We start from the raw sequence: 13,271 nt of genomic DNA, 5'->3' as shown, positions 1-13,271 counted from the left end.
GTTCCTTCTCGGTCTCTTTGCCATTCTTACTGCTCCTTTCCTCTTACGGGAGCAGTTTACCACTTAAGCACCTGTCCAGTTTTTCCCGGCCAGCTCTATTATATTATCTAGCAGGAAAGTTGATACAAGCAAATATATAGGGTTCCCATCCCCATGATGAACTTGCATAATTATAGTATAGAAAATGCTCACTGATGAGATAATTAGAGAAGCATGATCGCGGGAAGAGGATTTCGTAGTTGCGAATCCACCCAAGATTATCTAAATCATGTTAAAAGGGCTCAAAACAGGTGGATACTAGTGAGGATACTTTAAGGAAATACCCCCCGGGATGGATACTTACACCATCTAGAAGGCCGTTCACCCACGAGGTTTGCAGAGATATGATAAATCAAGTTCCGGAGGCAGCATGTCGATTTCTCTATCATTTAAGAGTTGCAGAAACTTGTCTAAAAAAAACGCGGTCAGTGATATAGGAAATGCCGGATTAATATGAAAATCGGTATTGATGCTAGGTTTATAGAACATAAGACGGGTATTGGTAGGTATTGTCACCATATTGTAGAAGGATTGCTGGCAAAAGCCATAAACCACAGACTGGGTATCTTCGTTGACCATGTTGAGCAGCAGAGAATAATTGAAAAAATGCAACATCATTCAAGTAATACGGAATTGAACAACATAGGAACCAGTAAAAGGAAGGCATTCCATGCTTCTAAGCTTCTAGATGATCAGCTTCTACTTAGGAGTGCATTAGATAGAGACAACTTGGATTTATTGTATTCACCATATTTTAACTTGCCAATATTGTATAGAAAGGCTCCTGTAATAGTTACCATTCATGATATATCCCTAGTGCTTACATGGGAACATTATACATTGAAGCAGCGTTTATATTATGGAAATCTCTTGAAATATTATTCGAAGCACGCAGATTTTGTTGTTACTGATTCGATGAATTCGAAGCAAGATATCATAGGCTATTTGAATGTTGATGAGAAGAAAGTACGAGTAATTAGACCGGGAATACCATCTTGCAAAGCAGAGGCAGAAGGCTGCCGAGACTACTTCTTTGATGGGTATGTACTACCAAAAAACTATATACTCTACTCGGGTGGAATAGCTCCACGGAAAAACATAACTACATTGATAAAGGCATTTGAAATCGTAAGAAGAGAGGTTCCTGAAGATTATAAACTAATAATAACAGGTCCAGAGAGCAAGTATAGGGAACTTTTGTTGAAATATGCCATTGGACTTTCGATTGATAAAGATATCTTCTTTGCCGGGGTAGTAACAGATGAGGAATTGAAACTACTCTATAGGAATGCCAAATTGACGGTATATCCCTCGCTTTATGAAGGTTTTGGGTTCCCAATATTGGAATCACTTATAGAGGACACCCCTGTGGTGGCTTCAAATTCATCGTCGATTAAAGAGCTGGTTTATGATAATGATATGCTAGTAGAACCTTTGGATTACAAAGGATTTGCAGATAGAATGATCACCCTCATTATCGACGAAAACCAATATACTAAGACTCTTGATATACAAAGGGCAGTGGTTGCTGAATATTGCTGGGAAAACACAATAGACGAATTGATGAAGTTGTTCCTAGAAACCATTTAGCATCTTCCATTAAGAGGTTCTCAATGGAACACAACAGGCCTGAACGCAAAGAGAATATTCTTTGCATATCTAATTATAAGTGGGGGGGCATGACAGGGCTTTCTAGTTCACTTATGAGGGAAATGGCGAGATATCACAAGGTTCTTTATTTCGAGCCACCAATGCCTTATATGCCTATTGGTCAAAATTTTAGGTGGCACAATCTCACCTCCTGGCGGCAAGGAATCGAAATGATAAACGATAACTTAATGATCTGCAAGACACCACCTGTATTGCCAGGAAAGAGGATACTTAGATCGGTTAATAGGCAAGCGCAACGGAAATTGGCAGGCTATATAATAGATGTAATGAACTCTCTGCACTTTGAGAAGCCGATATTAATAACTTTTTGCCCTCATTCGGCCGATTTACTCAAATACCTTGGTTACGAGCTCGCCCTATATTTTTGCGGCGATGAAGTATTGGGAGGGAAATATAAGAGAAAAAGGACAATTTTGGGCATAGAAGAGGAGCTATTAAAAAAAGTGGATTGTACAGTTGTTGTTTCCAAAGAATTGTACAAAAGGAAAAAGGATTCATGCAGGGAACTTTTCATAATTACCAATGGAACTGATCATAATCATTTCTGTGTGGCTGGTAAGGAAGTTGACCCCCCTCTCGAGATGGATAGTATCAAAAAGCCGATTGCTGGTTTTCTGGGCGCTGTGGATCACAGGATAAACATTGAGTTTATACGTAAAGCATCGGAGGAGTTAAAGGATTGGTCATTTGTACTTGTCGGTCCTGTTTATAAGAACAGGAATCAGCTCCTCAAACTTAACAATGTTTATCTATTGGGTCAAAAGAATTATGAACAATTACCCAGATTTCTAAGCCAATTTGATGTATGCACAATTCCATACATTCTCGATGATATGACCATCAATTGCTTCCCTATAAAACTATATGAATATTTTTCCTCTGGAAAACCAGTCGTGGCGAGTAACCTGCCAGCATTGGAAGAACATGCGGGTCTAGTTTATATAGCAAACTGCGCAGATGATTTTCCGAGGGAGATATTACGAGCATATGATGAAAGCAACGATAAGAGGAAGAAGCGGATTATGATTGCAGAAAGGAACAGCTGGGAGCATAAAGCAGAAGGGCTCGAATATATACTTCAATATTTAAGAAGTAAGCAACCCTTAAACAGTGGACCGCCTGATGCGAATCTTAAACGTAATTAACAGGTTCGATCGGGGGGGAGCTGAGCTCCTGCTATATAATTTCTTGGTTGATGTTGCCAAAAACACCGATATTGATATTGACGTGTGCACAATATTTGAAAATAGTCATGGTTTGGATAGGATGCTAGAAGGCAGGGGAATAACTTGTCTGAAAATCAATGAGAGACATCGTTATAGACTAAAACCACTGCAAGCTCTAAAAGACATAATGAATAACTACAATTATGATATTGTACACGCACACCTCTTTCCAGCGATCTATTATGTTGGCTTACTAGCTAGGCTTAATAGGAGTTGCTGTTATATTATGACAGAGCATAGCGAAACGAGCAGAAGAAATAGGAAGATACTCAGGCCTATGGAAGCTTTCATATACAATAGTTACGACACAATAGTTTGCGTGAGCAACAATACAAAGAATAATCTTGTTGCCAGGTTGCCCGGCTTACGTCCGCAATTAAATGTCATATATAATGGGGCACCCCCTTGGGATATAACGGCAAGATACTCCTTCCATGAAAGACCGATAGATATTGTTACGGTTGCTTCGATGAGAAGCGAGGTCAAGGGTATAGACGTATTGATAAGAGCAGTATCCTTAACTAATAAAGCCAAGAGGGTATATATAATTGGCGATGGACCATATCGATGTAGGTATGAAGAATTGACCAGAAGCTTGGGACTGGATTACAGAATAACCTTTTTGGGCGAAGTCAGTAATATACCAGAATTTCACAACGAGTCCAAGCTCTTTGTATTGCCCTCAAGAAATGAAGGATTCGGTATATCGATACTTGAAGCTATGGGGGCATCATTGCCGGTGATAGCTTCAAATGTTGGTGGGATACCTGAATTAGTAGTCAATGGAGAGACAGGGATATTGGTCGAACCGGAGAATCCGGAAAGAATTGCTCGAGAGGTGGATTTGATATTAGGTGATGAAGAAAGAGCGCGCGAAATGGGGAGGAAGGGATGGGAAAGAGCAGTTTCTGAGTTTTCTATGACTAATTATACTGCCAATATTGTTAGTGCATATTTAGAAGTCTTGAAACATAATGAATAAGATGTATAACTTTAATAGTGTGAAAATCTATTTAGCCCGTAAGTATTATTATGTGCTGAAGAAGACAGAAAAACTGCGGATAAGACAAGCGGCAAGCGCTAGGGATACAAGCTCACCGGAATTAAGTATTGTTATTCTAGCATGGCCTCCACATTATAGGGATTCCAGAAATTACATTACCCTTATCGAGAGTATAAAGGCAACAACGAAGATATCTTATGAGATTATCCTGATATTCAATTCCTATACAGACGAGATGTTGGATTCAATAGCAAAGCTAACAGGGGATAGCTCCCCTATCCGATTTGCAGTGTTAAACCAAAATATAGGAGTACCTAGAGCTTGGAATGTAGGAGCCCATATGTCTGAGGGTAATTTACTATTTTTCATTAACGAAGATGTGATAGTTGGTAAAGGATGTATAGATGAACTTACGAATACGTTTACTCAAAATAGCAATATTGGGATTGCAGGTCCAGAAGGAGGTTTTTGGGACGCAGATAGGGGAGTGCCGTTGTCCTTTGTGGAATTGAAGAGCGATATTAATTCATGCGATGCAGTATCCGGGTTTATGTTTGCTATACCTAAGACTATATTAGGAGAAGCTGGAGGATTCGATAACAATTACACACCTTGCTTTTTTGAAGAAGTCGACATTGGATTTAGGGTGCGTGAATTGGGATATCAATGTGTTGCCGTAAAAGGTCTGGAATATTTTCATAAAGCAGGAGCAAGCTCATTAAAGCAATGGAAGCGGATCTTCTATTTGGGGATAACCGAGGACATGGGCACAATTACCAACCGCAATAGGAGCTATTTCGTAGATAAGTGGGGGAGACAGCGGAAAGGCTATCTTGGAAACAAAGAAGTCTAACTTATGTGATATATATCTTATATCATCAAGGGAATAGAAGTTACTTATAGGCGAGGAAACATCATGGACATAGGATATCTTGCATACCTGGATCCTTTCGTTTTCGGTGGCGGCGGGGAGATGGTTATGCGTGAAGTTCTCACTTTTGGTAAGAATGCTGGGCATAAGATTGATCTATATTGTGTGAAAGGGCAGAAGATAAGAAAAGCAGATTTTCTAGCAAATAAAGACTTATTCATATTGGCCGACATTTTTAATTGCTATACCCATCCACACTTCTATAGCTGGGGATTATTAAGCGAATTAATTAGCAGGCAAAAGTATATTCACTTCGATAATGCTTATGTGGAGATATGCAATCTTGGTTATCTTCCTTGCTGTGGCCAAACGGGTTATGATAATTGTGTCTACAAAAGAGAAGGAAAGTTCAAACGATTCCTAGCGACGGCATATAAACTTGGCATTGGGAACGCAGTACATGACCTTAATGGCTGTTTTAGATTGAATACAAGGTGGCTTTACAGAGAGTCAAAGCTCAATATATTTGTATCACCGCTACATAGAAATATTGCTCTTAAAATGTTAGGACAAGATGTAATAGACCCTAGCTATGTTATGAAGCCAATAGTTGATACGAGACGTTTTCGTGATATGCAAGAGACAAGAGACATTGAAAATCTTTATATTGGCCCACTTAATGAGGCCAAAGGCATAGAAAATATAAGAAATTTATTTCCAGGAGGTGATATTACTCTAATAGGCGATATTGGCGAAGAAAGATATAGGCAATATGGAGACTATATTGGGCATGTGGCTTATTCAGAAATACATAAATACTTCAATAGAGCAAAAAATTTCGTTTTTCTACCAGAATGGCCGGAACCGATGGGGCGTGTTGTTATCGAAGCAGCACTATGCGGCTGCAACCTTATAACAAATGATAACGTTGGTGCATTATCCTTCAACTTCGATATTAGAGATCCCTCCAATTTTGATAACGTGTTGGAAGAAATATGGGATATGATAGAAGGTATAATTTGATGGTTGATCACCGCCATTCTTATGAGACACGAAAACGAGAATACCGCCTTAAGGGAAGTACCTTCCTGCCACTTCTGTTCTTGGTCAATTCCATGGTGTGGGTTCTCTTGTTCTTATATACAAATAAACCAATATTCATTATCTTTATATTTGCGATTCCGTGCTTTGTGTTTGCTGCTGCAAAACCTATAGCAGGCATATGCATATTCTTTTTCTGGATGATTATAATTGGTGTGACCCGCCCAATTGGTGTCAGTCTGTTCAGCGTAAACTTATTAGGAATTGATTTGGTTGTAATACTTGCATTACCGGCGTTCATAGCAGCGCTATTTAAGAAACGTGGGGGCAGGGTAAAGACCACAAAGAATCCAATTATATATGTCCTGATATACATGTTTATCGCCATCTGCATCGGGCTTATATATGGAAATGAGCGACTATGGTTGACCAGGGATATCCGTGTTTTTGCATATATTATTGTCATATATTTTTGGAGCGCTTTGGTGATAGACAATGAAAGAAAGCTTAGAATACTGACGGTGTCCTTAATAGTGGCAACCGCGATAGCGGGGCTACTGGCACTTATTATTGAGCACTCTGCGCTTCAGGGCTTGCTTTCAGATTTGGGGTTGCAGGGTTATAGCGAGTCGGTAGGTGGGTTAGACGTTGCCAGAGTAAGGTTTGGAGGCACCGAAACCTATTCTGCCTTAATGCTGCCATTTCTTGCATCCCTGTACTTTAGCAAAGAAAAGAGGTATAAGTATTTCGCACTTGTTGCCTTACCCTTTATATTAATTGGCTTAATTTTATCGTTTACTAGAACAATTTGGATAGCTGCGGGGATAGGTACCTTCTTTTCTCTTGTTTACACTATGAGGAAAATGTCCGGAAGAAAGGTCATGCAATTTGTATTGCTGCTCCTGATCCTAACAACACTTTTAATGGGCGTATTAATGATAAGCACAACAGGTGGTGCTACTTACGGCGAGGCAGCTGAATATCGTTTAGGAAGATTATTTGGAGGAGGAAGTACCTCCGATCCCAGTGTTTCTGTACGTATAGACGAAAGCGAAGCACTTATTTCCTCTTTGAGGGGGAATATATTTTTTGGAAAAGGTATCGGAGCAACGTACGGTTTTTTCATCTCGTCTACAATTCCTTATATATCAGGTTGGTCGCATAATGGTTGGTTCTGGTTGATTTTGAAAGGTGGGATAGTAGGTTTTATACTGATTTTCTTTGCAGTATATTTAGCAATCCGCAATGTCGAGAAAGCTATCAATGAAACGGATGAAGATAACAGCTTAAAACTGATACTTATTGGTTATACTAGCTCAATAATCACCCTCATCGTAATGTCGTTAGGAGTGAATAGCATAGCGGGCATCGGCGGAGCAGCTTTTTTTGGGCTCTTCTTTTGCATAGCGAGAAACGCAAACCTTTTTATGGAAGTTACACGATGATATTGCAATTGTTTCGGGCAAGCTATAGGTTAGATACCGGCTACAGGAGGCGCCGCCATTAATGAATAGGGCCCTCTAATAACACGTGTAGGCGATTCATGAAATTTGACAATAATCAAAGATATGAGCATTTGAAAATGGTAGAGATTTGAATGTTTTCAGATTGAACTATTGTGACTGTCTGTTGCTAGAGATAACGATATACATATAGCGAAGCGGCCCTTAGGTTATGAATATGTGGTCAATGTGGAAGCAGCCTTGTGTAGAAGCATCTCAAGGTATGAAATCAGAGGAGAATGTTGGGTTAAGGATCCTACAAGTTGCTGCTACATCGGTAACCGTAGAAAAATTGTTGTTGCCATTAATTGATGCTTTGTTAGCGCAAGGTCATAATGTCGATATCGCCTGTGCAAATGGGAAACACGCAGATGCTTTAATAACGAGGAACTATAACATACTCATATTTCCTTTTAAGAGGGCGCTACTCTCCCCTTCGCACGCGTTATCCTTTTGGCAGCTCTTCTGGCACCTTAAGAAGACCAGATATGATGTGGTCCATTTTCATACGCCAATGGTGTCGCTAATTGGACGAATTGCTGCAAAGCTTGCAGGGGAAAGCGTAATAATTTACACAGCACATGGTTTCTACTTTCATGATCAAATGAATCAGCTTCTAAGAGGAATAATTGTGCTTATTGAAAAGATACTCGCAAGGTGGGCAACAGACTGGCTTTTTCTGCAAAGCATGGAGGATATGGAGATTGCAAAAGAAAAGCGATTCTTGATTGATGAAACGCACATGGTATGGATCGGGAATGGCGTGAACAAGGATGCCTTTTTGGCTAAGTATGATATTGAAGGGAAGAGAAAAGAGATTGGCTTAAAGAAGAATGATAAGGTAATTGCTTTCATTGGAAGAATTGTAAAAGAAAAAGGAATTGTTGAACTAGTAGAAGCATTCGCAGAGATAAAGTCCTCCCAGCCCATCGCAAAACTACTTGTCATCGGTGAGGCTCTTGAAAGCGATAGGGACAGAAGCACTTATATAAAGATACAGTCTTTTGTCAAGAATGCTGGCATGCAAAATGAGGTTCTGTTCCTAGGCTTTCGAAATGATATCCCCGAGTTGTTAGCGGCTAGTGACATTTTTGCCCTCCCCTCATACCGTGAAGGTATGCCAAGGACAATTATTGAGGCGATGATGAGTGGGAAACCCGTCATAACTTCTGATATAAGAGGATGCAGGGAGGAGGTAGTTAATAAAGAAACAGGCTTTCTAGTAGAGTCTCGAGATGTCAACAGCATCAATAAAGCCCTTGGAAAGTTGCTTTCTAATGAAGAATTAGTTATGGAAATGGGGGAGAAGGGTAGAGAAAGAGCCCTAGCCTTATATGATGAAGAGATAATTATTAATAGACAGGTTTCGATTTACGATACTATTAAACAATCGAAGTGAATGTGCGTATGAACATGGTGTTGAGAAAATGAAGGGCATTAAGAGAGTCCTTGATATAATAATTAGCGTACTCCTTCTCGGCTTTACATCGTTAATATTTATAGTCGCTAGCATTGGCGTAAAACTCGCCTCGAAGGGGCCAATATTGTTTAAGCAAGAAAGAATAGGGTTACAGGGTAAACCTTTCGAAATATATAAATTTCGGACCATGCTTGTTAATACAGAAGAACGGACCCTGGGAAGATACATTAGCAAAGAAGAAGAGGCGATAACGGCAATCGGTAAATTCCTAAGGAGATGGGCAATTGATGAGCTTCCTCAACTTTGGAACGTTATTAAGGGTGATATGAGCCTTGTTGGCCCACGACCAACCCTAAAATATCAAGTCGATAAGTATGATGATCATCAGTGGAAAAGGTTGAATGTTAAACCAGGGATAACCGGTTGGGCTCAGGTAAATGGGCGAAATCTGCTTTCTTGGCCTGATAGAATAGAGCAAGATATCTGGTATGTTGATAACTGGAGCCTTTTCCTAGATATTAAGATCATGCTCATGACTATCCCGGCGTTGTTGAGAAAGGACTTTGCTTTTGCAGAAGAGAATGTTGGGGACGATGAGATAGTTCGGCTGGATGAATGAAAGGCTGTTTATGCAAGAATTAAAGTCACTAGGTGAGGGTGCGATCATTTATCCGATGGCGAAGATTATCAAGCCAGAGGTTATCGAAATTGGGCCGTATTGTAAGATTGACGATTTCACATTTATATATGGTGGAAATGGTATAAGAATTGGCAGATATGTGCATATAGCTTCATTCGTAAGCATTATCGGTGGTGGAGTATTAGAAGTTGGGGATTATACTGCAATCGCGGCTGGTGCAAGATTAATTACTGGGACAGATACATATAAAGGAGGCGCCAGGATGTCGGCAGCACTTCCCCTTGAGCAGAGAAGCGTTCAATTAATGAGGATAATTATCGGGAAAGATGCCTTTATTGGCACCAGCGCGGTGGTGCATCCAGGAATTACAATCGGCGAGGGAGCAATTATAGGAAGCTGCAGCCTTGTTCTCAAAGATTGCGAGCCATGGACAATCTACGCGGGTGTGCCATGCAAGCCGATAGGCAAAAGACCAAAAGTAAACAGGTCAGATATCTGATAGGGTATAAGTAGATGCAGATTCCTTTCAACAGACCCACCCTACCCCCTTGGGAGTTGATCAAGGAAGCCTTCCATAGCTTCTATGACACTGGGCATATAACCAACGGCCCGCTAGTAAGGCAATTAGAGTTAGAAGCGAAGGATATTTTGCGCGAAAGAGATGCCATAGCGGTTTCATGCTGCACAAGTGGGCTTATTCTCGCTCTCAAATACCTGGGCCTGAGGGGCAAAGTTGCACTCCCAAGCTACACTTTCTTTGCTTCCGCTCATTCTTTGGTATGGAACAATTTAGAGCCTGTCTTCGTGGATGTGGAGGAAGATACGTGGAACCTGTCAGTAGGACGTCTTGAGGAGGCATTGGGAGAGGAAGAGGATATAACCGCGATTATGCCGGTTCATGTCTTTGGCAACCCATGTGATGTCCGTGCTCTTGAGAGAGTGGCTCGCGATAACGGGCTTTCCTTGTTATATGATTCTGCGCATGCGATGGGCGCTAAGGTTGGTGAGGAACGGGTGGGAAGCTTCGGAGATGCCGAGGTTTTTTCCTTGAGCCCCACCAAGATAGTGGTTGCCGGAGAGGGCGGAATAATTACTACGGCCGATAGGGTTTTAGCTGAGATGCTCAGGGCCGGTAGAGATTACGGAAACACCGGTGATTACAACCCTTCTCTTGTAGGCTTGAATGCACGCATGAGCGAGTTTCATGCAGCCCTTGCCATTGGAAGCTTTCGCCTCCTTGAGTTAAACGTACAGCTCAGGAACACAATAGCGGAGAGGTATAAGGCGGGCCTTTCGGGGCTCCCTGGGTTGGTGTTTCAGGTTGTCAAAGAGGGGAATCGGTCCACATACAAAGACTTCACGATGCTCATTGATGCGAGTGTGTTCGGTATGAACCGCGATGTTCTTGCATGGTACTTGGCATACAATGGTATTGACACCAGGAAATACTATTATCCGCCTGTACATAGAACTGCCATTTACTGGGATAAGTGGGGCAATAAATATGATAAAGACCTGCCTATTACGAACATGTTATCCAAGAATGTGCTATCATTACCCATCTGGTCCCATATGGATGAGCGCATTGTGGAATTGGTTGTGGAGAGAATAAATGAAGCGCACTGCAAGGCGGACGAGGTAACTTCCGAATACTTGAAAGAAAAAAGAGACAATCCTATATAAGCGTTGGTACCAATACTATCGGCGAAGAACTCACCTGGAGGGTATGTCACGTCCGAACCAGAAAATAGTCTTTCGGATCCCTTCCCATACGTTGACTTGTGGATGGTACCCGAGAAGGTACTTAGCTTTGCTTATCGAGGCAAGTGAATCTCTCACTTCACCTGGCCGTATTCGTTCCCAATCAATACCAACCTCCTTACCTAATTCCCCCATAATGAACTCAGCCAATTCCCTTACAGTTATGCGCTGGCCGCAGGCGATATTGATGATCTCGCCTGCCGCACCAGAGGCGCTTGCGGCAAGGATATTGGCTGAGACCACATTGTCTATGAAAGAGAAATCCCGGGTCTGACTGCCGTCTCCATAAATGGTGATGGGTTCTCCTTTGAGCACATGCGTGATAAACCTCGGTATAACTGCAGCATATTGTGAAGTGGGATCCTGTCGAGGTCCGAAGACGTTGAAATAGCGCAGGCAGACGGTTTCCAGGCCGTATAGGCGATGAAAGAGCTGGCAATAGCGTTCCCCGCTGTATTTGCTTAGTGCATAGGGGGATTTCGGGTCAACTGGCATATCTTCTACTTTTGGCAGCGTGGGTGAGCCCCCGTAAACGGAAGATGAGGAAGCATACACTACCCGTATAACAGCCGCTTCCCGCGATGCCAAAAGGACTCTCAATGTGCCTTGTGCATTGACTTGGTCAGTGGATAGCGGGTCTTCTATAGAGCGAGGGACGGAAGGTAGAGCGGCTTGATGGAACACAACCTCAGTATTGCTTAGCGCTCTCTTGAGGGTACTTTCATCGCGGATATCGCCTTCTATGAATTCGACATCCGCTATATAATTCTCCAAGTTCTCTAGTTTTCCGGTACTCAAGTTATCAAGACACCGGACTTTTGCACCAGTTTCAAGAAGTGTAGTGGTTAGGTTAGAGCCAATAAAACCAGCCCCTCCGGTAACCAGAACTTGCTTGCCCTTGAGATATGCTGTATCCATAACGTGACATATTCTACCTGAGTCCTAGCAAATATTCATCAGGGAAGATATATTACTTAGCGAGGCATGTTCTTCCTCGATCACTTAAGATAGTCTGCAGTCCACATAATTGTGTATCATATTCTTAGTCAAGGGTGGGGCAATTCACACCGAAGCTTGATCTAGCGTGACGGATGGTAAAATGTTGGTGTCAGAAGTGGCAGATGGAGGATTTCGTTAGTAGAAAATGAAGACCATGAGAGAAAATGCTGCAAGGGCGATCAATTACAGGCTCTGCATTCTAGCTAATTGGTTGGCCGGTTCGAGGTTCAATGTAAGTGTCCTTGAACTGACCAAGTATCTATTAAAGCATGGTTTCGAATCGAAGGCTCGATCCATGGTTCGGAGTGTAGGGGAAGAGACTGACTACTACGTTATCAGATTGAAGGACATTGAAGTGCCGTTGTACTATCCTAGGGGGTTACAACTGCTAGATTTTTACCAAGTGATAGTTGAGCAATGTTTTCCTGACAGCTGGCACAAATATAGTTGTGATCATACGTTGGTCGAGGACGGTGACATTGTTGCGGACTGTGGTGCCGGAGAGGGATTGTTCGCCTTAATTAACATCGCGAAATGCAAGCGGTTGTACGCAATCGAGCCACATCCCAGTTTTGTCGATGCTCTCTCTAAAACCTTTGGGGGTCATGAAAACATCGAGATACTGCCCTTTGCCCTATCGGATAGACTTGGAGATGCTTTTCTCAGCGATGCAGGTTTGACGTCTTCTTTAGGGGTGTCAATAGAGGGTATACCGGTCAAGGTTACAACTATTGATACACTTTTCTATGAAAGAAGCGTTCCTTGTACATATATCAAAGGGGACCTTGAGGGGTTCGATTACCTAATGCTAAAGGGTGCTGAGAACACGATTCGAGAGAACCTTCCTAAAATCGCAGTCACGACATACCATGCTACTAACCATGCCGAACTAATATCAAGATATTTGAAAAAGATATGCCCTGAATATAATATATTGGAAAAAGGCGTAACCAACGTATTTCGCAAACCAATAATGCTTCATGCTTGGGTTGACTAGAAAGAGCTGGCCGGGAAAAACTGGACAGGTGCTTAAGTGGTAAACTGCTCCCGTAAGAGGAAAGGAGCAGTAAGAATGGCAAAGAGACCGAGAAGGAACCA

General features: G+C 41.9%; 12 protein-coding genes. 11 read left to right on the top strand and 1 reads right to left on the bottom strand.

Features of this window, described 5'->3' with window-relative positions; genetic code table 11:
• Nucleotides 1-492: 492 nt before the first annotated feature.
• The 10 genes from C4533_07245 to C4533_07200 all read left to right on the top strand — a co-directional run bounded on the left by C4533_07245 (nt 493) and on the right by C4533_07200 (nt 11,096).
• Nucleotides 493-1,629, top strand: coding sequence for a glycosyltransferase family 1 protein (locus C4533_07245; protein ID RJP27692.1), 1,137 nt, complete (start codon nt 493-495; stop codon nt 1,627-1,629).
• Nucleotides 1,630-1,652: 23 nt separating this feature from the next.
• Nucleotides 1,653-2,855, top strand: coding sequence for a glycosyltransferase family 1 protein (locus C4533_07240; protein ID RJP27691.1), 1,203 nt, complete (start codon nt 1,653-1,655; stop codon nt 2,853-2,855).
• Entirely contained in the window at nt 2,833-3,918 is a 1,086-nt protein-coding gene (locus C4533_07235; protein ID RJP27690.1) for a glycosyltransferase family 1 protein, read from the top strand. The genes C4533_07240 and C4533_07235 overlap by 23 nt, the downstream gene beginning before the upstream one ends.
• Nucleotides 3,911-4,792, top strand: coding sequence for a glycosyltransferase (locus C4533_07230; protein RJP27689.1), 882 nt, complete (start codon nt 3,911-3,913; stop codon nt 4,790-4,792). Before C4533_07235 ends, C4533_07230 begins: the two co-directional genes overlap by 8 nt.
• Before the next feature lie 63 nt (nt 4,793-4,855).
• Nucleotides 4,856-5,833, top strand: coding sequence for a hypothetical protein (locus tag C4533_07225; protein ID RJP27688.1), 978 nt, complete (start codon nt 4,856-4,858; stop codon nt 5,831-5,833).
• Nucleotides 5,806-7,296 carry a hypothetical protein gene (locus C4533_07220; GenBank protein RJP27687.1) on the top strand — a complete coding sequence of 497 codons (1,491 nt, stop codon included), beginning with the start codon at nt 5,806-5,808 and terminating at the stop codon, nt 7,294-7,296. The genes C4533_07225 and C4533_07220 overlap by 28 nt, the downstream gene beginning before the upstream one ends.
• A gap of 229 nt (nt 7,297-7,525) precedes the next feature.
• Nucleotides 7,526-8,752 (top strand): glycosyltransferase family 1 protein, encoded by a 1,227-nt coding sequence (locus C4533_07215; protein RJP27686.1) that lies wholly within the window; start codon nt 7,526-7,528, stop codon nt 8,750-8,752.
• 28 nt (nt 8,753-8,780) lie between these two features.
• Nucleotides 8,781-9,392, top strand: a complete 612-nt coding sequence (locus C4533_07210) for a sugar transferase (protein ID RJP27685.1) — start codon at nt 8,781-8,783, stop codon at nt 9,390-9,392.
• On the top strand, nt 9,385-9,912 hold the full coding sequence (locus C4533_07205) for an acyltransferase (protein ID RJP27684.1): 528 nt from the start codon (nt 9,385-9,387) through the stop codon (nt 9,910-9,912). The genes C4533_07210 and C4533_07205 overlap by 8 nt, the downstream gene beginning before the upstream one ends.
• Before the next feature lie 14 nt (nt 9,913-9,926).
• On the top strand, nt 9,927-11,096 hold the full coding sequence (locus C4533_07200) for a DegT/DnrJ/EryC1/StrS family aminotransferase (GenBank protein ID RJP27683.1): 1,170 nt from the start codon (nt 9,927-9,929) through the stop codon (nt 11,094-11,096).
• A gap of 30 nt (nt 11,097-11,126) precedes the next feature.
• Here the strand turns inward: C4533_07200 and C4533_07195 are convergent, their stop codons facing one another.
• Nucleotides 11,127-12,092 carry an SDR family oxidoreductase gene (locus tag C4533_07195; GenBank protein RJP27682.1) on the bottom strand — a complete coding sequence of 322 codons (966 nt, stop codon included), beginning with the start codon at nt 12,090-12,092 and terminating at the stop codon, nt 11,127-11,129.
• A gap of 226 nt (nt 12,093-12,318) precedes the next feature.
• Between C4533_07195 and C4533_07190 the strand changes: the two genes are divergently transcribed.
• A complete protein-coding gene (locus C4533_07190; GenBank protein ID RJP27681.1) occupies nt 12,319-13,170 on the top strand; it encodes an FkbM family methyltransferase in 852 nt (283 codons plus the stop codon).
• The last annotated feature ends 101 nt before the right edge of the window (nt 13,171-13,271 follow it).

Source organism: Candidatus Omnitrophota bacterium, assembly GCA_003598025.1.
Lineage (GTDB): Bacteria > Omnitrophota > Gorgyraeia > Gygaellales > Profunditerraquicolaceae > Profunditerraquicola.
The sequence above is the reverse complement of the archived record's forward strand: the minus strand, read 5'-3'. Positions and strand labels throughout refer to the sequence as shown.